Source organism: Franzmannia pantelleriensis (assembly GCF_900102875.1).
GTDB lineage: Bacteria > Pseudomonadota > Gammaproteobacteria > Pseudomonadales > Halomonadaceae > Franzmannia > Franzmannia pantelleriensis.
This window is the reverse complement of record NZ_FNGH01000004.1, coordinates 267,689-287,495: the sequence shown is the minus strand read 5'-3', so window position 1 is coordinate 287,495 and position 19,807 is coordinate 267,689. Positions and strand designations below refer to the sequence as shown.

17 protein-coding genes are annotated in these 19,807 nt (G+C 64.4%); 4 read left to right on the top strand and 13 right to left on the bottom strand.

Annotated elements, in window-relative coordinates; translation table 11 throughout:
- Window positions 1–168: 168 nt before the first annotated feature.
- Window positions 169–588 carry a YbaN family protein gene (locus BLT16_RS07060; RefSeq protein WP_340148251.1) on the bottom strand — a complete coding sequence of 140 codons (420 nt, stop codon included), beginning with the start codon at window positions 586–588 and terminating at the stop codon, window positions 169–171.
- 303 nt (window positions 589–891) lie between these two features.
- Between BLT16_RS07060 and BLT16_RS07055 the strand changes: the two genes are divergently transcribed.
- Window positions 892–1,692, top strand: coding sequence for a DODA-type extradiol aromatic ring-opening family dioxygenase (locus BLT16_RS07055; protein WP_089657820.1), 801 nt, complete (start codon window positions 892–894; stop codon window positions 1,690–1,692).
- Window positions 1,693–1,776: 84 nt separating this feature from the next.
- Here the strand turns inward: BLT16_RS07055 and BLT16_RS07050 are convergent, their stop codons facing one another.
- From BLT16_RS07050 to BLT16_RS07040, 3 genes are all read right to left on the bottom strand, one after another.
- Complete coding sequence (locus BLT16_RS07050) at window positions 1,777–2,310, bottom strand: Hsp20/alpha crystallin family protein (protein WP_089657819.1); 534 nt, start codon at window positions 2,308–2,310, stop codon at window positions 1,777–1,779.
- A 294-nt stretch (window positions 2,311–2,604) separates the two neighbouring features.
- On the bottom strand, window positions 2,605–4,410 hold the full coding sequence (locus BLT16_RS07045; protein ID WP_089657818.1) for an acyl-CoA dehydrogenase C-terminal domain-containing protein: 1,806 nt from the start codon (window positions 4,408–4,410) through the stop codon (window positions 2,605–2,607).
- A 144-nt stretch (window positions 4,411–4,554) separates the two neighbouring features.
- Window positions 4,555–5,133: a TetR/AcrR family transcriptional regulator gene (locus BLT16_RS07040; RefSeq protein ID WP_089657817.1), complete on the bottom strand. Its 579-nt coding sequence runs from the start codon at window positions 5,131–5,133 to the stop codon at window positions 4,555–4,557.
- 90 nt (window positions 5,134–5,223) lie between these two features.
- Here BLT16_RS07040 and BLT16_RS07035 point away from each other — a divergent pair, with 90 nt between their 5' ends.
- The 3 genes from BLT16_RS07035 (at window position 5,224) to BLT16_RS07025 (ending at window position 8,672) form a co-directional block, all read left to right on the top strand.
- The gene (locus tag BLT16_RS07035; protein ID WP_089657816.1) at window positions 5,224–6,411 is read left to right on the top strand and encodes an acetyl-CoA C-acyltransferase; all 1,188 of its coding nucleotides are present in this window, start codon (window positions 5,224–5,226) and stop codon (window positions 6,409–6,411) included.
- Window positions 6,412–6,564: 153 nt separating this feature from the next.
- A complete protein-coding gene (gene arsB / locus BLT16_RS07030; protein WP_089657815.1) occupies window positions 6,565–7,644 on the top strand; it encodes an ACR3 family arsenite efflux transporter in 1,080 nt (359 codons plus the stop codon).
- A 62-nt stretch (window positions 7,645–7,706) separates the two neighbouring features.
- Window positions 7,707–8,672: an arsenic resistance protein gene (locus BLT16_RS07025; protein ID WP_089657814.1), complete on the top strand. Its 966-nt coding sequence runs from the start codon at window positions 7,707–7,709 to the stop codon at window positions 8,670–8,672.
- Between the two features lie 2 nt (window positions 8,673–8,674).
- Here BLT16_RS07025 and BLT16_RS07020 read toward each other — a convergent pair whose 3' ends face one another.
- The 9 genes from BLT16_RS07020 to BLT16_RS06980 form a co-directional block, all read right to left on the bottom strand.
- Window positions 8,675–9,019 (bottom strand): metalloregulator ArsR/SmtB family transcription factor, encoded by a 345-nt coding sequence (locus BLT16_RS07020; protein WP_089657813.1) that lies wholly within the window; start codon window positions 9,017–9,019, stop codon window positions 8,675–8,677.
- Between the two features lie 218 nt (window positions 9,020–9,237).
- Window positions 9,238–10,470, bottom strand: a complete 1,233-nt coding sequence (arsJ, locus tag BLT16_RS07015; protein ID WP_089657852.1) for an organoarsenical effux MFS transporter ArsJ — start codon at window positions 10,468–10,470, stop codon at window positions 9,238–9,240.
- 4 nt (window positions 10,471–10,474) lie between these two features.
- Complete coding sequence (locus BLT16_RS07010) at window positions 10,475–11,506, bottom strand: ArsJ-associated glyceraldehyde-3-phosphate dehydrogenase (protein WP_089657812.1); 1,032 nt, start codon at window positions 11,504–11,506, stop codon at window positions 10,475–10,477.
- A gap of 143 nt (window positions 11,507–11,649) precedes the next feature.
- Window positions 11,650–12,444 (bottom strand): phosphate ABC transporter ATP-binding protein PstB, encoded by a 795-nt coding sequence (gene pstB / locus BLT16_RS07005; RefSeq protein WP_422717921.1) that lies wholly within the window; start codon window positions 12,442–12,444, stop codon window positions 11,650–11,652.
- An 81-nt stretch (window positions 12,445–12,525) separates the two neighbouring features.
- Window positions 12,526–14,202, bottom strand: a complete 1,677-nt coding sequence (pstA, locus tag BLT16_RS07000; protein WP_089657810.1) for a phosphate ABC transporter permease PstA — start codon at window positions 14,200–14,202, stop codon at window positions 12,526–12,528.
- A 15-nt stretch (window positions 14,203–14,217) separates the two neighbouring features.
- Window positions 14,218–16,521: an ABC transporter permease subunit gene (locus tag BLT16_RS06995; protein WP_089657809.1), complete on the bottom strand. Its 2,304-nt coding sequence runs from the start codon at window positions 16,519–16,521 to the stop codon at window positions 14,218–14,220.
- Between the two features lie 143 nt (window positions 16,522–16,664).
- The gene (locus BLT16_RS06990) at window positions 16,665–17,618 is read right to left on the bottom strand and encodes a PstS family phosphate ABC transporter substrate-binding protein (protein WP_089657808.1); all 954 of its coding nucleotides are present in this window, start codon (window positions 17,616–17,618) and stop codon (window positions 16,665–16,667) included.
- A gap of 160 nt (window positions 17,619–17,778) precedes the next feature.
- Complete coding sequence (locus BLT16_RS06985) at window positions 17,779–18,513, bottom strand: sulfite exporter TauE/SafE family protein (RefSeq protein WP_089657807.1); 735 nt, start codon at window positions 18,511–18,513, stop codon at window positions 17,779–17,781.
- Window positions 18,506–19,693, bottom strand: coding sequence for a multidrug effflux MFS transporter (locus BLT16_RS06980; protein WP_089657806.1), 1,188 nt, complete (start codon window positions 19,691–19,693; stop codon window positions 18,506–18,508). The genes BLT16_RS06985 and BLT16_RS06980 overlap by 8 nt, the downstream gene beginning before the upstream one ends.
- Window positions 19,694–19,807: the final 114 nt, after the last annotated feature.

The following is a 19,807-nucleotide window of genomic DNA, read 5'->3' as shown; positions in this document are numbered from 1 at the left end:
GAAGAGGGGGTTTCGATGCCATGGATGGCATCGGTAGCGCCCAGGGATGGTTTACAGCGCCCCCTCGCAGGCCTGCCGCCGGATCAGTCCCGAGCACCGCAGCCATTTGCAGTTGCTATTCAGCTTAATTCTTGCGCCCCTCACTGCGAGAGGCTTCAACCGCACCGACTATAGCGAGGGGTGCCCCGGCGCCGGGCGGGTCACTATCCATAGCGCCAGCAGGCTGAGACCGGTGACCAGTGCCAGCTTGACGATCAGGCTTGGCACCGTCAGCAGCAGCACCAACACCGAAAAACCAAGCATCAGGATAGCCACACATTTCGCACGCCGTGGAATCGCTCGCTCACGCTCCCAGGCGACCACCGAGGCACCAAAGCGTGGGTGCTCACGAATCCATTGGGCAAAACGCGGCGAACCGCGCGAGGCGGCCCATACCGCCAGCAGCATGAAGCAGGTGGTCGGCATAAGCGGCACGAACACGCCGATCACGCCCAGCGCAAAGCTGCACCAGGCAAGCACCAGATACAGCGCGTTGCGGATCGTGCGCAACCCTCCGGCAGAGGCGTCCATGGGTGTAGGCTGTGCCACTCGCTCTCCTCCCAGCCAGTGATCGGCCGCAATCATACTAATGCCACCATTGAAGCGTGAACACGAAACAAAGTGAAATGCCTAGCCCCTATCGAGCGCCTAGGCGGGTTCAATTAGCATCGCATTGGAAAAGTGTAGCGTAAGTTGGAAAATACCCACGCGTGCGGCACTGGATGAGAGCGCGCCTCAGCTCGCATCCATCCTTGCCATACTGCGAACAGTGCATTCGCCGTTCGCTCGCTGTCATGGCGACGCTACCCGAGTAGCCTGAGGTCAGGTTCCCCCAATGCTTCGGAGGCTGCCATGCATCAGGCACTGTTCATTTCCCACGGCTCTCCCGCGCTGGTCATCAGCGACCACCCGGCGCGGGACTTTCTCATCGAGCTCGGCCAGCGGCTGCCACGTCCGCGCGGTGCGCTGGTGGTCTCGGCGCACTTCGAGACCCCGGGAGTGACCCTGGGCAGCGCCGCGGCGCCGGCTACCTTGCATGACTTCTACGGGTTTCCCGAAGCGCTTTACCAGATGCGCTATCCGGCGCCAGGCATGCCGGATACCGCCCGGGATCTGAGCACCAGCCTGCAAGCGGCCGGCATCGACGTCAGCCTCGATGACGAGCGCCCGCTCGACCACGGCATCTGGTCGCCGCTGTCGCTGGTATGGCCCAAGGCCGAGGTGCCGCTGTTGCCGGTCAGCGTGCCGATGGCGCTTACCTCACGGGAACAACTGGAGACTGCGCGCCAGCTTGGCGACTTCGCTCGCGACCACGACCTGTGGCTGATCGGCTCCGGCGCGGCCACCCACAATCTCGGCGACCGCCGGCCGGAAGGCACGCCGCCGGACGCCTGGGCCCAGACCTTCCACGACTGGGCCAGTGAGGTGGCCGAGCGCGGCGACCTAGCGGTCCTCGCCGACTGGCAGCGCCAGGCGCCCCATGCCCGCCACGCCCACCCCACCCCGGAGCACTTCCTGCCGCTGCTGATGGTGGTCGGGGCCATGCAGGGCGAGCCGCTGCACGCCCTGCACCAGAGTTTCAGCTTCGGCAATCTCAGCATGCTGACCCTGGCCAGCCAGGCACTGGCGGCACAGTGGCAGGCGGCTGCCTGAACGAACCAGATCGATTGACGCCACGTCCGGCGCCGCTAAAAAAAGCTCGCCGGGTGGCGAGCTGCATGATGGCAAGGGGCGTTATCAATGGATGGGAATTTCGCGGCGAGCCGACTTGGCATGCTCGCTGCGTGGCACCTGCACCGTCAGCACGCCATTGCTGAAAGAGGCCTTGATGTCCTCGTGCTTGGCATCCGCCGGTAGGTCCAGCACGCGGCGAAACCGACCATAGGAGCGTTCGATGCGATGCAGCTGGTTGTCTTCGCTACGACTCTCCTGGCGCTTCTCACCTTCAATGACCAAGCGCTGCTCGTCCAGGGACAGGGAGATATCCTTCTCCTCTACTCCCGGTACCTCGACGCTGATGACATACTCGCTGTCGCGCTCGGCGATATCGAGCCGCGGCTGCAGCAGGCCCGGCATATCGCCAACACGCCCCTGTAGGGAAGGCATGCCAAACTGCCGCATCACGTTATCCATCCAGCGGTCCAGCTCCTGATGCATACCCAGCAAGGGAGTGATGTCACTCCGCCGCGGCTCCACTGCGGAGGGAGCAGCCGGCGCATCGGCCCCCTCGCTCTTGAACCAGTTCCAGGGAGAGAGTTTTTGCAGATTCATACGCCACCTCCTGTTCGTTTCTCGCAACATGTGACGCAATAGGGGAGGATTAATGCCATCGGGTCACCCCTAGGCACTTTAAAAGTTGATGGCGAACGAGGAGTTTTCAAGTCCCCCTTACCCACTACTTGATCTGCGTCAGGCTGCGCGGAAACTGGGTCGTCGAGCCGAGCGTCGGAAACGCTGGCACCTCACGAACAGGGACTCGTCATGGAGAAAAAAAGGCGGCCCAAGCGGGCCGCCTCAAGCGGTTCAGTCAGAGCACCTGACCGAGAGAGACAATCGCGTAACGGGTTAGATCTCGAAGCCCAGGCCGAAGTCCTCGGCGGAAATCGCCATCAGTGAGCCACCGCCGGCCTGCACCATGGCGGCGTGGGCGCGGGTGCGCGGCAGCAGGCGCTGATAGTAGAAGCGTGCCGTGTCGAGCTTGGCCTGATAGAAGGCGCGCTCATCGCCCTCCAATGCCTCAGTGGCCTGCTTGGCGGCGCGTGCCCACAGGTAGGCCAGGGTCACGTAGCCTGAGTACATCAGGTAGTCGACGCTGGCCGCGCCGACTTCCTCACGGTCCTGCATCGCCTTCATGCCCACGCCCATGGTCAGCTCGCCCCATTCGGCGTTGAGCTTGGCCAGCGGCTTGATGAACTCGGCGAGCGCCGGGTTATCGGCCTCAGCCTGGCAGAATTTATGAATCTCCTTGGTGAAGACCTTGAGCGTTTCACCCTGGCTCATCAGCACCTTGCGGCCCAGCAGGTCGAGCGCCTGAATGCCGGTGGTACCCTCGTAGAGACGCGTGATGCGCGCATCGCGCACCAGCTGCTCCATGCCCCACTCCTGGATGAAGCCGTGACCGCCGAACACCTGCACCCCCTCGTTGGTCGCCTCGAAGCCGACCTCGGTGAGGAACGCCTTGACGATCGGCGTGAGCAGGCCGAGCAGGGTCTCGGCGCGCTCGCGCTCGGCGGCGTCCTGACCGTGCTCGACCACGTCGACCATCTGCGCGGTGTACAGCACCAACATCCGACCACCCTCGGCGAATGCCTTCTGAGTCAGCAGCATGCGCCGCACATCAGGATGCACGATGATCGGGTCGGCGACCTTTTCCGGCGCCTGGGGACCGGAGAGCGCGCGCATCTGCAGGCGGTCGCGGGCATAGGCCAGGGCGTTCTGGAAACTCGCCTCGGTGACACCCAACCCCTGGATGCCGACGCCGATGCGCGCCACGTTCATCATCGTGAACATGCAGGCCAGGCCCTTGTTGGGCGCGCCCACCAGGTAGCCCTTGGCGGCGTCGAAGTTCATCACGCAAGTAGCGTTGCCGTGGATGCCCATCTTGTGCTCCAGCGAACCGCAGGTCACACCGTTGCGCTCACCGGGGTTGCCATCGGCATCGGGCAGGAACTTGGGCACCACGAACAGCGAGATGCCCTTGGAGCCCTCTGGGGCATCCGGCAACTTGGCCAGCACCAGATGCACGATGTTCTCGGCCAGATCGTGCTCGCCAGCGGAGATGAAGATCTTGGTGCCGGTGATATCGTAGCCACCGTCATCGGTGGGTATTGCGCGGGTCTTGAGCAGCCCCAGGTCGGTGCCGCAATGCGGCTCGGTGAGGCACATGGTGCCGGTCCATACGCCCTCGACCAGCTTGGTCAAGTAGGTCGCCTTCTGCTCATCGCTGCCGTGATGGCGCAGCGCATCGGCGGCGCCGTGGGAGAGCCCCGGGTACATGCCCCAGGCCAGATTGGTGGCGCAGATCATCTCGGACAGCACCATACCCAGCGAATGCGGTAGTCCCTGGCCACCGAATTCGGGCTCGGCGGAAAGGCTCGGCCAGCCGCCTTCGACGTACTGCTGGTAGGCCTGTTTGAAGCCTTTGGGCGCCTTGACGTCGCCGCCCTCGAGCAGACAGCCCTCTTGGTCGCCGCTCTGATTGAGCGGCAGCAGCACCTCTCGGGAGAAACGCGCGCCCTCCTCGAGGATCGCCGCGACCACATCCGGCGAGGCGTCGTCGCCCCCCGGCAGAGAGGCGTAGTGGCCGGGGAAGTCAAACATCTCGTCCATCACGAAGCGCAAATCGCGCAGCGGGGCCTGGTAGTCGGGCATCTTGCAGTCTCCTCACGTCGGGCGCAGGAAAGCGCCGGCGGCGCTTTCAAACATGTGTTTGAAATTAGCCCTCGCGCCACTCAGAGTCAAGCGTTCGTTTGATGCTTGGACTACGACCTTGGTGGTGCGCCTGCCAGGCAGCGCCTAGCTGGCCGGGGCCACAATCATATCCACCAGCTCATGGGCCAGTTGGGCGGTATCCATCGGCCCATCGGGGTCGTACCAGCGCGCCGTCCAGTTGAGGGCGCCCAGCGCATAGCGGGTAATGATCGCCGCATCGCCCTGGACCTGCCCCGCCCTGCGCGCCTCCTCGATCACCTGAAGCCAGAGTGTTTCGTAGGCATCGCGCAGATGCGTGAGGTGCTCGCGATCCTCGTCGCTGAGACGCCGCCATTCGTAGAGCGCCACACCGTGAGCGTGCCGGTCGTCGTGGAGGGTGTCGAGATGCACCCTGGCCAGCGCCAACAGACGCGCACGCGTTGTCGGCGCAGCGTCGGCCAGAGCTCGCCGGGCGCTGAACAGGGCATGTCGGGTGCTGTCCTCGATCACCGCGCAGAGAATCTCCTGCTTGTCGGCGAAATGATGAAACAGACTGCCCGACTTGATGCCCATGGCATCGGCCAGCATGCGCACCGTGGTGCGATCGAAGCCTTGCTGCATGAACAGCCGCGCGGCGATTCGGGTCAGTTGCTGGCGGCGAGGCGAGTCGGTCGCTACATTCATCGCATTTACACTAGCGCTTGCTTGGTTATGCTGGAGCAAAGCATAGCCCCCACAACGGGTCAATTGTCGCCGTCTTTCCAGGAGTTCCCCATGGCCACATCCGACGATATCGTGATTCTCTCCGCCGCCCGCACCCCGATGGGCGGCATGCTGGGCAGCCTGGCGAGTCTCAGTGCCCCCGAACTGGCCGCCGTGGCGATCCGTGCCGCCATCGAGCGCGCCGCCATCGAGCCCGACGAGATCGATGAAGGCTTTCTTGGCTGCGTACTGCCCGGCGGCGTCAAGCAGGGCCCGGCACGCCAGGCGATGCGCCAGGCCGGCATTCCCGATCGGGTCGGTGCCACTACCATCAACAAGCTGTGCGGTTCCGGCATGAAAGCCGTGATGCTGGCCCACGACCTGATTCGCGCCGGCAGCGGCGAGCTGATCCTGGCCGGCGGCATGGAGTCGATGTCCAACGCCCCGCACCTCCTGACCAAGGCGCGTAGCGGTTATCGCCTCGGCCACGGCGAGCTCAAGGACCATATGTTCCACGACGGCCTTGAAGATGCCGAGACCGGCAAATTGATGGGCGCCTTCGCCCAGCAGGTCGCCGATGAACGTGGCTACGGTCGTGAGCGAATGGACGACTTCGCCATCGCCTCACTGGAGCGTGCCATGGCGGCCCATGAGGCGGGCCACCTGGCCGCCGAGATGGCCCCGGTAACGGTCGTCTCGCGCAGCGGCGAGACGCTGGTGGATCACGATGAGCAGCCATTCCAGGCCAGACTCGACAAGATCCGCAGCATGCGCCCGGCCTTCGCCAAGGACGGCACCATCACCGCTGCCAACGCCAGTTCGATCTCCGACGGCGCCTCGGCGGTGGTCGTGGCCAGCCGCGCCGCGGCCCAGGCCCACGGCCTGACGCCGATTGCCCGGGTGCTCGGCCACAGCACCTTCTCGCGTCACCCTAGCGAGTTCACCATCGCGCCGGTGGGGGCTATTGCCTCGCTGCTCGAGCGGCTCGACTGGACGGTGGAGGATGTCGACTTGTTCGAGGTCAACGAAGCCTTCGCCGTGGTGACCCTGATGGCCATGGACGACCTCGGGATTCCCCACGCCAAGGTCAATGTGTTCGGCGGCGCCTGCGCCCAGGGCCACCCGGTGGGCTCTACCGGCTCACGGATCATTGCCACCCTGATCAACGCCCTGCGCGTCACCGGCGGCAAGCGCGGCGTTGCCAGCCTGTGCATCGGCGGCGGCGAGGCTACCGCTATCGCCGTGGAGCTGACCGACTAGCCCCCGTTCTGACAACCCTCGGCGCCCTCCTCCAAGGGCGCCTGCTTCATCCGCCTCGCCCCTTACCCATCCTATGGACACCTCATATATGCTTGAGCATATATGGTATTGCGCATATCATGGCGTCATCGTTTCTCCGGCAGGAGTCAGGCCATGACCGCACACCAGGACACCCAAGCACCCAGCGTCTCCGAGGGCATGGGCCTGTTCGAACGCTTCCTGTCCCTGTGGGTAGCACTGGCCATCGTCGCCGGTATTCTGCTGGGACAGTTCGCCCCAGCGGTGCCCGAGGCGCTGTCGCGCTTCGACGTTGCCCAGGTCTCCATTCCGGTGGCGATTCTGATCTGGGCAATGATCTTTCCCATGATGCTGCAGATCGACTTCACCTCCGTCCTCGGCGTGCGCCGCCAGCCCAAGGGACTGTTGATCACCACCTCGGTGAACTGGCTGATCAAGCCCTTCAGCATGTTCGCTATCGCCTGGTTCTTCCTGATGGTGGTGTTCGCCCCGCTGATCCCCGCGGAGCGCGCCAGTGAATACCTGGCCGGCGCTATCCTGCTGGGCGCCGCGCCCTGTACCGCCATGGTCTTCGTATGGAGCTACCTGACCCGCGGCGACGCCGCCTATACCCTGGTGCAGGTGGCGGTCAACGACCTGATCATGCTGTTCGCCTTCGCCCCCATCGTGGTCTTCCTGCTCGGCATATCGAATATCCAGGTGCCCTGGGATACGGTCATTCTGTCGGTGGTGCTGTATATCGTCATCCCGCTGACGGCCGGCTACCTGACCCGCCAGGCCCTGATCAAGCGGCGCGGCAGCGAGTGGTTCGACAGCGTCTTCATGAAACGCCTGGCGCCGGTTACCCCGATCGGGCTGATCATCACCCTGGTGCTACTGTTCGCCTTCCAGGGCGAGGTGATCCTCGCCAACCCGCTGCATATCGTGCTGATCGCCATCCCGTTGATCATCCAGACCTTCCTGATCTTCTTTATTGCCTACGGCTGGGCCAAGGCGTGGAAAGTGCCCCACAATGTCGCCGCGCCTGGGGCGATGATCGGCGCCAGCAACTTCTTCGAGTTGGCGGTGGCCGCCGCCATCGCGCTGTTCGGCCTGCAGTCCGGGGCGGCGCTGGCCACGGTGGTCGGCGTGCTGGTGGAGGTGCCGCTGATGCTGGCCCTGGTGCGTATCGCCAACAAGACCCGCCATCACTTTCCCGTCGCTGCCGCACGATAGCGCAGAGGCTTCCTTCAGGTACGATGGCTGCATCGTCCCACTGACGAGGAGACCGCGTTCTGATGCGCGAGCGAATGGAGCGCCACCAGGCCTGGATCTACCTGGCGTGCATCCTGGCCGGCCTGGCACTGGGACTGTGGCGGCCAACGCTGGCGGCGATGCTGGAGCCACTGCTGTGGCCGCTGCTCGGCGGCCTGCTGTATGCCACCTTTACCCAGATCCCACTGCTGCAGGTTCGCCGTGGTGTAAGGGATTGGCGCTTTATCGCCGCGCTGCTGCTGGGTAACTTCGTGCTAATTCCGCTGCTGGTGGGCGTGGCCACAAGCCTGCTGCCGCTGTCCGCGGCAGTGCAGGCCGGTGTACTGCTGGTGCTGCTGGTGCCGTGCACCGATTGGTTCATTAGCTTTACGCATCTGGGCAGGGGAGATGCGGGGCGCGCCATTGCCGCAGCACCGCTACTGCTATTGGGGCAGATCGTCGCGCTACCCGCCTACCTGTGGCTATTTCTCGGTCCGGGGTGGTTCCAAATGGTGCTCAGCACCCAGCTGCTCGGCGCCTTCGCAGGCCTTATCCTCACCCCGCTGGCCCTGGCCTGGCTGACCGAGCGCCTGGCCAAGCGCCGGGCCGGCGCCAAGCGGCTGGTAGAGGGCCTCGGCGCGCTGCCGGTCCCGTTGTTGGCGCTGGTGGTGCTGGCGATCGCCGCCTCTCAGGTGACAGGTCTAGGTGGCCTGGGCAGCATCCTGCTGCAGGTGCTGGCGATCTTTCTCGCCTATCTGCTGCTGGCGGCGCTACTGGGCAGGCTGCTGGGGCGTGGGTTCGGCCTCGCGCCAGGGCCGGCACGCACCCTCACATTCAGCTTCGGCACCCGCAATTCGTTCGTGGTGCTGCCCATCGCCTTGACCCTGCCCGAGGCCTGGCAGATCGCGGTGGTGGTGATCGTGTTTCAGTCGCTGGTCGAGCTGTTCGGCATGGTCGCCTATCTACGTTGGGTGCCGCGCTGGCTGATTCCTTCACCGAGCGAAACATAGCGTCAACACAGCGCCGCGCGTCGCTCGGGGCGATTGCCCATCGCCGCCAGCCGCGCCAAACCCGCCTGAATGCGCTGCGGGTCGCCCTCGGCGGCGGCGCTCAGGACGTCCAGCGCCCAGGACGGCAGCGTCGGCGCCAGCCGGTAGTAGACCCACTGGCCGTCGCGCCGGTCGACCACCAGGCCACAGCCGCGCAGCTGGGCCAGGTGCCGCGACACCTTGGGCTGCGACTCCTCAAGCACGTGGGTCATCTCGCACACGCATAGCTCGCCCTCCTCGCGGATCAGCAGCATCAGCATCAGGCGGGTGTCGTCGGCCAGGCATTTGAACAGGCGTAGCGGTTGCACGGGGCCTCTCTTGATTATTTCTATGATATTGACGCATTCAACTTGATGGTCCTGATCGGCAGGGCTATCGCAGATAGGCAGCACCGCTCGGAACTGATCCGTCGACAGGCCTGCGAGGAGGCGCTGTAAACCCTTCCCTGGGCGCTACCTTGCGCCATCCATGGCGCAAACCTCCTCTTCGACCTGTCCCCGGCGTCCCTCGCTGCGGTAACCCTACCCTAATCGGCGACCGCGGTATCGGCCTGGCGCGGCAGCGCCAGGGCCATCAAGGCGCTGGCGGCGACCAGCGCCGCCGCTACCCACAGGCAGGCGCTGAGGCCGTGGGCCATGTATAGCCAGCCGGAGAGCAGCGTGCCGATAAGCCGGCCCATGGCGTTGGCCATGTAGTAGAAGCCGACGTCCATCGACACGCCGTCGGCACGCGCATAGTGCACGATCAGGTAGCTATGCCAGCTGGAGTTGATGGCAAACAGTACCCCAAAGGCCAGCAGCCCCGCCACCAGCCAGCCCACCGCGGTCAGCGGCAGCAGCGCCAGGGCCACGCCAAGCAGCGCCAAGGCCGCGGCCCAGCCGGCGGTGATCACCCGCGCCTCGCCGCTCATCAGGCGGGTCAGCCTGGGCGCCTGGGTCTGCACCCCACCGTAGCCGATCACCCACACCGCCAGCAGGCCGCCCACGGTCCACTGGCTCCAGCCGTGCTGATCGTAGAGAAATACCGGCAGCGCCACCACGAACCACACATCGCGGGAGGCGAACAGGCACAGTCTAGCGGCCGACAGCACATTGACCGCTCGCGACTTGGAGAACACTTCGGAGAACTTGGGCTTGGCCTTCTGACGGCCCAGGTCGGCGCGCAGCCGCCACAGCGACAGCCCCAGCACCCCGCTGAGCATCAACGCCATGGCCAGTACCGCGCCCTGGAAGCCGATCAGCGTGAGCAGCAGCCCGCCGAGAAAGAACCCCAGCCCCTTGAGGGCATTCTTGGAGCCGGTGAGCATCGCCACCCAGCGGTAGAGCGCGCTGCCGGCGCTGGCGCTCTCCTTGGGCACCAGCACCTTGACCGCGCTCTTGGCGCTCATCTTGTTGAGGTCCTTGGCGATCCCCGACAGCGCCTGGGCGGCCATCACCCATACCACCGTGAGCATGCCGGCGGGGACCAGGAGCATCGCCAGGGCGACGATCTGCAGACCGAGCCCGACGTTCATGGTGCGATTGAGCCCCAGCCGCGCGCCGAGCCAGCCGCCCACCAGGTTGGTGACCACGCCGAACGCCTCGTAGAACAGGAACAGCATGGCCACTTCAAGCGGCGAGTAGCCCAACTGGCTGAAGTAGAGCACCACCAGCATGCGCAGCGCGCCGTCGGTGAGGGTGAAGGCCCAGTAGTTGCCGGTGATCAGCAGGTACTGGCGCACCTCGAAGGGCAGCTGCCTGACCCTCGCCAGCAACGACATCGCCTCAGCCACGGGCCACCTGCACGCCACCAACCTTCAGCGCCAGCTCGGCAGTGCGGTTGGCATAGCCGAACTCGTTGTCGTACCAGGCGTAGAGCTTGAGCTGGGTGCCGTTGACGACCATGGTCGAGAGCGCGTCGATGATCGAACTGCGCGGGTCGCTGCGGTAGTCGATGGAGACCAGCGGTCGCTCCTCGTAGCCGAGTATGCCAGCCAGCGGCCCTTCTGCCGCGGCCTCGAGCGCGGCATTGACCTCTGCGACCGAGACCTCGCGCTCGAGCTCGAAGACCATGTCGGTGAGCGAGGCGTTGGCCAGCGGCACGCGTACCGCGTGGCCGTTGAGCTTGCCCTCGAGCTCGGGGAAGATTGCGGTGATCGCCTTGGCCGAACCGGTGGTGGTGGGAATCAGGCTCATGCCGCAGGCCCGGGCGCGACGTAAATCCTTGTGCGGAGCATCGAGGATGGTCTGGGTGTTGGTGATGTCGTGCACCGTGGTCATCGAACCGTGGCGGATGCCGTAGGTCTCGTGGATCACCTTGACCACCGGCGCCAGACAGTTGGTGGTGCAGCTGGCCGCAGTGACGATGCGGTGCTGGTCCGGGTCGTAGAGGTCGTCGTTGACGCCGACCACCAGGTTGAGCACGCCCGCCTCCTTGACCGGGGCGCTGACCACCACCCGCTCGACGCCCTGGTCGAGGTAGGCGTTGAGTTTTTCCTGGGTCTTCATCTTGCCGGAGCACTCGATGGCCACCCGGCAGGCCGACCAGTCGCTGTCGCCGAGCTCGCGGTTGGCGCTGAAGGCGATGCGTCGGCCGTCGATGACGATGGCATCCTGCTGCGCCACGATGCCCTGCCCCGGCGACCAGTGGCCGTGTACCGAGTCGAATTCGAGCAGATGGGCGAAGGTAGCGGCGTCACCGCCCGGGTCGTTGATGCGCGCGATCTCCACCGCGCCGGCCTCGACGCTGGCCCACAGGCTGCGCAGGGCCAGGCGACCGATACGCCCGAAGCCATTGATGCCGATGCTTACGCTCATGTTTTTCTCCCACCAATCGTTACGATATCGCCACTGACATATATGCAAAATACCATATATGTAATGACCAAGAAAAAGCCGCACTCGGCGGCCTGCCTGCGGGGCTGAACTTGCAGCTGAACAGCCCCGCCTGGCATTCAGGCTTAGCCGTAGCGGCCGGTGATATAGTCCTCGGTCTGCTTTTTCTCGGGCTCGGTAAAGATGGTGTTGGTCTCGCCGAACTCGACCAGATCGCCCAGGTACATGAAGGCGGTATAGTCGGAGACCCTGGCCGCCTGCTGCATGTTGTGGGTGACGATAAGAATGGTGTACTGCTCCTTGAGCTCGTGGATCAGCTCCTCGATCTTCAGCGTCGAGATCGGGTCCAGCGCCGAGGCCGGCTCGTCGAGCAGGATCACCTCCGGCTCGATGGCGATGGCCCGGGCGATCACCAAGCGCTGCTGCTGGCCGCCGGAGAGGCCGAAGGCGTTGTCGCCGAGGCGGTCCTTGACCTCGTCCCAGAGTGCCGCGCCACGCAACGAACGCTCCACCACCTCATCGAGCACCGACTTGCTGTTAACCCCCTGCAGGCGCAGTCCATAGGCGACGTTCTCGTAGATCGACTTGGGAAAGGGGTTGGGCTTCTGGAACACCATCCCTACCTTGCGGCGCAGTTCGGCAACATCGACGCCGCGATCGTAGATGTTCTCGTCATCGAGCAGAATTTCCCCCTCGATGCGGCAGATATCGACCAGATCGTTCATGCGGTTGAAGCAGCGCAGCAACGTCGACTTGCCACAGCCCGACGGGCCGATAAAGGCGGTGACCTTGTTGGCCGGAATATCCAGGTCGATGCCCTTTAGCGCCTGGTCCTTGCCGTAGTAGAGGTTGAGGTCGCGCACCTTGAAGGTGGTCTTGCCCATGCCACGCATGGCGTCGCGATGGCTGGCGGTGGTCATGGCTGACGTCATGGAAGTCATCTCTCGCCTCTTGAGTATCGTGGTGGCGGCCCAAGCCGCCGCCGTACAGTCGGGTTGCCGTCAGTCGGACGCGGCACGATAGCGCTCGCGCAACCGGTTGCGAATGCTGATAGCGGTCATGTTGAGCACGATGATCAGAATCACCAGCACCAGCGCCGTGGCATAGACCAGCGGCCGAGCGGCCTCGACGTTGGGGCTCTGGAAGCCGACATCGTAGATATGAAAGCCGAGGTGCATGATCTGGCGGTCAAGGTGCACGAAGGGGAAGCTGCCATCCACTGGCAGCGTCGGCGCCAACTTGACGACCCCCACCAGCATTAGCGGCGCCACCTCGCCCGCCGCACGGGCAATCGCCAGGATCATGCCGGTCATCATCGCCGGCGTAGCCAGCGGCACTACCACCTTCCAGAGTGTCTCGGACTTGGTGGCACCCAGCGCCAGGCTGCCCTGGCGCACCGAGGAGGGAATCCTTGCCAGGCCCTCCTCGGTGGAGACGATCACCACCGGCAGGGTCAGCAGCGCCAGGGTCAGCGAGGCCCAGATCAGTGCCGGCGAACCGAAGGTCGGCGACGGCAAGCGGTCGGCGTAGAACAATTCATCGATGGAGCCGCCCAGGGTGTAGACGAAGAAGCCCAGGCCGAACACCCCGTAGACGATCGACGGCACCCCGGCGAGGTTGTAGACCGAGATACGGATCAGCCGCAGCAGCGGCCCCTGCTTGGCATATTCACGCAGGTAGATGGCCGCCAGTACGCCGAAAGGGCTGACGATCAGCGACATCAGCAGCACCATGGTCACGGTGCCGAAGATCGCCGGAAAGATGCCGCCGGCGGTATTGGCTTCACGCGGCTCGTCGCTGACGAAGGCCCAGAACTGCTGCACATAGGCCGCAACCTTGCCCCCCAGGCTCAAACTGTTGGGCTGCACCGCACGCACGATCTCACCGACGTTGATCTCGACCTCTTCACCGCCGGCCACGCTGGCGACCAGCACATCTCGCTGGCTCGCCCGACGTAGCACATCGAGCTCCTCGCGCAAGACCTGGAACTCGTCCTGCAGCGAGGCGCCCTCGCTCTCGATACGATCCAGCGCATCGGCCAGCGCCTCCGGTGCGATATCCGGATCGCGCTGCAGACCGCGCTGCTGGAGGCGCAGCTCCTCCATGCGCTCGCTGATCACCCCAACGTCGCGGCGCTCGATACGGCGTATCTCGCGGAACAGCTCATTGCCGCGGTCAATCCGTGCCTGCAGTTCGTCCCACAGCCCCTCACCTTCGGCCACCACTTCGCCATCCTCGAGCAGACGCAGCGGATAGCCGAAGAAGTCTCCCCACTCGCGGCGCTCCAGCACCATGGCGTCGGGTGGCGTCTGCCATTGGCTCATTTGCAGCTCGGGGTACCAGGCGAAGTCGCGCCCGGTCACGTCACGATTGCCCTGCTTGATCAGGTGGCGGGTGACCAGGTCACCCTCGCCCAGCTCAGGTGGCACGCTAATACCGGCATCCCGTGCCACCTGCACCGGAATGGTCTGGGAGCGCACATGCTCGCCGACCACCATTGTGCCCAGCCCAAGCTCCGGGTCACCGACCTGGAACTCGACGATTTCGGCCGGCCAGAAGTGGCTCAGACCGCGCACGGCGATCAGCCCGATCAGACCCAACACCATAATCACGGAGATGGCGACAGCCCCGGCGTTCAGCCAGATCCAGGGGGCGCCGCTCTTATACCATTGCTTCATCATCGACTCCCGGGATTAGAGGCTGCTGTAGCGCTTGCGCAGGCGCTGACGAATGATTTCTGCCAGGGTATTGACCACAAAGGTCATGGCCAGCAGTACCAGGGCAGCGAGGAACAGCACCCTGAAGTGGCTCGAGCCCACGGCGGTTTCGGTGAGTTCAACGGCGATGTTCGCCGACAGGGTGCGCATGCCTTCGAAGAGGTTGAAGTTCATGATCGGGCTATTGCCGGTGGCCATCAGCACGATCATGGTCTCGCCCACTGCGCGTCCAAAGCCCATCATCACCGCCGAGAACATCCCCGGGCTGGCGGTGGGCAGCACTACCCCCAGCACGGTCTGCCAGCGAGTCGCGCCCAGCGCCAGAGAGCCCTGGGTCAGATGGCGCGGCACGTTGAACACCGCATCTTCGGCGATCGAGAAGATTGTCGGGATCACCGCAAAGCCCATCGCGATACCCACCACCAGGGCATTGCGCTGGTCATAGACGATGCCGATATCGGTCAACCACTGGCGCATGTTGCCGTCGAACAGCCAGATCTCCAGATGCGGGCTCATGGCCACGCAGAACCAGCCCACCAGCAGAATCACCGGGACCAGCAACACCGCTTCCCAGCCGTCCGGCGCCAGCCGTCGAACGCGCTCCGGCAGGCGGCTCCAAGCGTAGGCAAAGGCCAGCATCGCCAGCGGCATCAGCAGCAGCACGCTGAACACGGCGGGCAGGCTGCCCTCGACGAAGGGCGCCAGCCACAGCCCGGCGAGGAAGCCGAGGATCACCGTCGGCAGCGCCTCCATGATCTCGATAGTTGGCTTGACCTTGCCGCGCAACCTTGGGCTCATGAAGTAGGCGGTATAGACCGCCCCCATCAGCGCCAGCGGAGTGGCGAACAGCATCGCGTAAAAGGCCGCCTTGAGGGTGCCGATGGTAAGCGGCATCAGGCTCATCTTGGGCTCGAACTCATCGGTCGAGGCGGTGGACTGCCAGATATAGCGCGGCTCGCTGCGTCCTTCGTACCAGACCTTGCCCCACAGCGATGACAGCGAGATATCCGGGTGATGGTTCCGTACCTCGGCACGCTGCAGCTGAGCATTTTCATCGACGATCAGCGCCATGCTATTCACCGGCGATACCGCAACCCGGCTCAGCGGCCCCTCGACCATTTGGCGGTGAAAGACGTCCTGCCCCGCCGTGGCGTGATGAATCCCGAGGTAACCCTGATCGTCCCCGACAAGAAAGCCGCGGCGATTGTACTCGGGCTCGATATGGGTGATGGCGCCCTGGTAGCGGGAAAAGTCCCGTACGTGCTCGAGGCTGTGCTGCCCACCACTCTGGCGCACCGGGAAGTACTGGCGTACCTGGCCATCGCTGGTGCCGGCGATCAGCGACACCGTGCCGTTGAGATAGGCCATCTTGGTGACCTGGCCCTGATCGGTGACCTGTACCGCGCCCAGGTAGTCGACACTGTTGAGATTGCCGATATCGTAATGGTGAATGCGGCCACCATCGTCTGCCACATACAGATGCCGAAAACGGCCGTCGATGAGAATATGGCGCGGCTCGCCGTCGAAGGCCGGCAGCGTGACCGTGTCCTGCTCGAGCGTGACCTCACCGGTCATCAGGTTTTCGTTACGCTCGAACGACGCTAGCAGCAGCTCGCCATCCTCGGTGGCGCCAGCGATATAGGTACCACGATCGCTGACCTGCACGCCAAGCACCTCGATGGCGCGCCCCTGCTCGTCGAGGGTGATGGGTCCATCGCCCAGCGGCAGCGCCAGGTCGGGCTCTATGTGGCGCTGGTTATCCGGGTAGGAGAGCGCGTACTCCAGCACGCCAAGGGACACCTGGCCGTTGTCGAAGCCGTAGGCCACTGCATTGGCATTGGCGACCCCAGTGGCCACCGCCGAGGTGGTGGCATCTTCTGGAATCGGCAATTCGAACTGGGTGCGGATGGCGCCGTCATCGGTCTCGAAGAAGGTGACGTTGCCGCGCTGCGAGAAGCTGGTTCCGAGCTGGTTGTAGCGCTCCAGGCTCAAGTGCACCAGGGCATCGTCGGTCTCGACCCCGGGCACGCTGTAGCTGGCCTGGGGATCGACGCTGGCGGAGCGGAACATCGGTGCCACTTCAGAGAACAGATAGACGAAGATCATCGCCAGGGCAGCAACCACGCCTACTCCGGCAATACCGATCCCGTAGCGAGAGAAGTGGTCCTTGAAGGCGCGCCGCTTGCGCAGCCGCTCGCGCTGCTCGGTTGAGGGCAGCAGCGAGCGCCGGCCGCCTGGGGCGATCTGTCGGCGTTCTGGTGACTGGGAGATGTCATTCATGATGGATTGGCAGTCCCGGCGAGTGCGAAAAGGTAGGGCAAGGGTACGGGGCATAGATGACAGAACCGTGACAAGCCTGCCTGCCATGCATGCAAAAGGGGCGCCGAAGCGCCCCAGTTGCATACCTCGATGAATCGCCCGGATCAGTCGAGATCCAGCTCAGCGCGTACGCGGCTGGCAACCGCCTCAGGCAGTGGGATATAGCCGTCACGGTTGGTGACTTCCTGGCCCTGACGCGAGAGGATCATGCGCAGGAATTCGGCCTGCTGCGGATCCAGATCTTCGTTGGGGTGCTTGTTGACGTAGACCATCAAGTAGCGCGCCAGCGGGTAGTTCTCGTGGCTGACCTCGTAGGCTTCTTCGCCTTCGTCACGTGCCACCGGCACCGCACGCACCTGGGAGGTGATGTAGCCGATGCCGGAGTAGCCGATACCGTTGACCGACTCGCTGACGCCCTGCACCACCGAGGCGGAACCCGGCTGCTCGTTGATCGAGGCCTTGAAGTCGCCGCCACACAGGGCGTTTTCGGCAAAGAAGCCGTAGGTGCCGGAGACCGCGTTACGGCTGTAGAGGGTGAAGTCGCGATTCTCCCAGTTGCCGTCCAGGCCCAGCTGTCCCCAGCGGGTGATATCCTCGTCATAGCCGCAGCGGCGGGTATCGGAGAAGATTGCATCGATCTGGGGGATGGTCAGGCTCTCGATGGGGTTATCCTGGTTGACGTAGACCGCCAGAGCATCGATGGCCACCGGCACCATGGTCGGCGGATAGCCGAAGCGCTCTTCGAATTCCTGGATTTCGGAGGTACGCATCTCGCGGCTCATCGGGCCGAACTGGGCGGTGCCCTCGGTCAGCGCGGTCGGCGCAGTGCCGGAGCCGGCGCCCTGGATCTGGATATTGACGTTGGGGTAGTAGCCGGCGAACTCCTCGGCCCACAGCGTCATCAGGTTGTTGAGGGTATCGGAGCCGATACTGGTCATGTTGCCGGAGATACCGCTGACGGTTTCGTACTCGGGCAGATCGGGATCGACGTCTGCCATGGCGTGGGTCGAGATGAAAGAGGCGCCGATGACGGCAGCAGCCAGAACCTTGAGTTTCATGTTGATCTCCAGATATGCGCAGCGTATTTGGCCTGGTGGCCTTATCTAGCCATGCCCTGCATGACCGATGTGCCAACGCACTATAGAAATCGCGCATGACACTCACGTGACAAACACGGCGTGATAGCGGCTTTTTCAATGAAGCTTTTGTGACAGCGCCCTACAGCAGCAGGCTGAGCGCCGCCAGGGTGGAGAGCGCCATCGACGACCAGGTCAGGGCGCGGCGGTCGAAGCGGTGGGCACAGGCGTTGGCCAGCGCATTGCCGACCAGTAGCCAGGGAAACAGCGTAATGGCGAGCGTCAGGTGCCACAGGCGTATCTGCCCCGCCAGCGCCAGCGCCAGCAGCGTCATCAGCGAGCTGCAGATAAAGTAGGCGGCCAGGTTACCGCGTGCACTGTCCGGCGGCAGGCGGTGCATCAGCATGGCGATGGGGGGCCCGCCGATCGCCGAAACGGTGCCGAAGATACCCGACAGCACCCCGGCCACGAACAGGCTCACACGGTTGACCGGCAGACTGACCTTCAACAGGCTGACCGCCACCGCGGTCAGCACGATCAAGGCAATGGCGTTCTCGAGCATCGCCAGCGGCGCGGCCAGCAGCAGCCAGACCCCGAGCATGGTACCAGGCACCCGCCCCACCAGCGCCGTGCCGATAAAGGTCACCCGCACCTCATGGCGGTACTTGCCGACCATCATCAGCGACACCGTGAAACCGAACAGCACCAGGATCACCGGTACCAGCCGCGGCTCGAGCATCAGCAGCAGCGGCGCACCCACCACCGCCAGGCCAAAGCCGGTGGCACGCTGCACGAAAGCCCCCACCAGCAGCGTCAGGCCGCAGCCAATCCACACCAACGGTGCCACGTCGAGCGCGGCAAACAGCGGCTCAGGCATGCGCGCGGCGCCCTACCAGCCAACGCAGCGCGACGTTGCCGAAGATCGAAACGCCCAACATGGTCAGCACCATCGGCCACAGGTTCTCGATCTCGAAGGCGCTGACCATTACCCCGGCGAGACCGGCGGACCCAAACTTGATGCCCCCCATCACCGCAGTGGCCGTGGCACTGATATGGCCAAAGTGGTCGAGCAGCGACGACATGGCGTTGGGCGTGATCAGCCCCACCATACCGGCGTAGATCATGATCAGCGGCACCAGGGTATACAGAGAATCGAGCCCCAATACGGTGACCGCGACCAGGGCGGTGGCCGCACCCAGCTGAATGCCCAGGCCCAGATACATGTTCTGCTGCGGGGTGCGCTTGCCGCGCAGCAGGCGAATATTGACCCAGTTGGAGAGCGCGATCACCACCACGTTGACGCCGAACACCAGCGGGTACATGGCCGGCGACAGCCCGAAGTAGTCGAGATACAGGAACGGCGAGAAGGTCACGAAGGCGAATAGCCCGGCGAACGAGGCCGCCACCGCGCAGATATAGCCCATGCCCTGGCGATGGCTCAGCACACTGGCATAGTTGGCCAGCACCTGGCGCGGACTGGCCGCCGGCAGGTTGGGATCGCGGGTCTCCGGCAGCTGGGTGCTGAGCAGCCAGATCAGAAACGCCGCGTAGAGCGCCAGGAATACGAAGATCAGCCACCAGTCGGCGAGGTACAGCAGCCCGCTGCCCACCACCGGCGCCACCAGCGGCGCCAGCATCATGATCATCGCCATGGTCGACATCACGCTGGCCGCCTGGCGACCGCTGAAGCAGTCGCGCACGATGGCTGCCGAGTTGACCACGCAGGCCCCGCCGCCCAGCGCCTGCACGAAGCGCCACACCAGCAGCTCGGGGAGCGACCCCACCGTGGTGATCATCAGGCTCGCCAGCATGAACACCACCAGGCCGCCGATCAGCACTGGCTTGCGCCCCAGCCGATCCGACAGCGGCCCGAATACCAGCTGGCCAAGGGCGAAGCCAAACAGGAACACACTGATCGAGAGTTCAGTATGATGAATACTGGCCTCCACCGAGGCCGCCAGCCGCGACATCGCCGGCAGATAGGCATCAATGGCAAAGGGGGCCAGCGCGGTATTCGCCGCCACCAGCAGCGCAACCCGCCGAGGATCGAGTGTCAAGACGCCTCCTCATGGCCGGCAGGCAGCGTCGAGCCACCGGCGCAAAAAAAGATAGGAGGCTAATCTTACCACGCTATTCGGCTAGGCGCAGTGCTGGCACGATTGGTAGAGTAG

Bases quoted from the DNA above. Each gene is read 5' to 3' on its own strand.
- BLT16_RS07055 (WP_089657820.1), top strand. From the start codon at position 892: ATGCATCAGGCACTGTTCATTTCCCACGGCTCTCCCGCGCTGGTCATC.
- BLT16_RS07050 (WP_089657819.1), bottom strand. From the start codon at position 2,310: ATGAATCTGCAAAAACTCTCTCCCTGGAACTGGTTCAAGAGCGAGGGG.
- BLT16_RS07045 (WP_089657818.1), bottom strand. From the start codon at position 4,410: ATGCCCGACTACCAGGCCCCGCTGCGCGATTTGCGCTTCGTGATGGAC.
- BLT16_RS07040 (WP_089657817.1), bottom strand. From the start codon at position 5,133: ATGAATGTAGCGACCGACTCGCCTCGCCGCCAGCAACTGACCCGAATC.
- BLT16_RS07035 (WP_089657816.1), top strand. From the start codon at position 5,224: ATGGCCACATCCGACGATATCGTGATTCTCTCCGCCGCCCGCACCCCG.
- arsB (WP_089657815.1), top strand. From the start codon at position 6,565: ATGACCGCACACCAGGACACCCAAGCACCCAGCGTCTCCGAGGGCATG.
- BLT16_RS07025 (WP_089657814.1), top strand. From the start codon at position 7,707: ATGCGCGAGCGAATGGAGCGCCACCAGGCCTGGATCTACCTGGCGTGC.
- arsJ (WP_089657852.1), bottom strand. From the start codon at position 10,470: ATGTCGTTGCTGGCGAGGGTCAGGCAGCTGCCCTTCGAGGTGCGCCAG.
- BLT16_RS07010 (WP_089657812.1), bottom strand. From the start codon at position 11,506: ATGAGCGTAAGCATCGGCATCAATGGCTTCGGGCGTATCGGTCGCCTG.
- pstB (WP_422717921.1), bottom strand. From the start codon at position 12,444: ATGACCACCGCCAGCCATCGCGACGCCATGCGTGGCATGGGCAAGACC.
- pstA (WP_089657810.1), bottom strand. From the start codon at position 14,202: ATGAAGCAATGGTATAAGAGCGGCGCCCCCTGGATCTGGCTGAACGCC.
- BLT16_RS06995 (WP_089657809.1), bottom strand. From the start codon at position 16,521: ATGAATGACATCTCCCAGTCACCAGAACGCCGACAGATCGCCCCAGGC.
- BLT16_RS06990 (WP_089657808.1), bottom strand. From the start codon at position 17,618: ATGAAACTCAAGGTTCTGGCTGCTGCCGTCATCGGCGCCTCTTTCATC.
- BLT16_RS06985 (WP_089657807.1), bottom strand. From the start codon at position 18,513: ATGCCTGAGCCGCTGTTTGCCGCGCTCGACGTGGCACCGTTGGTGTGG.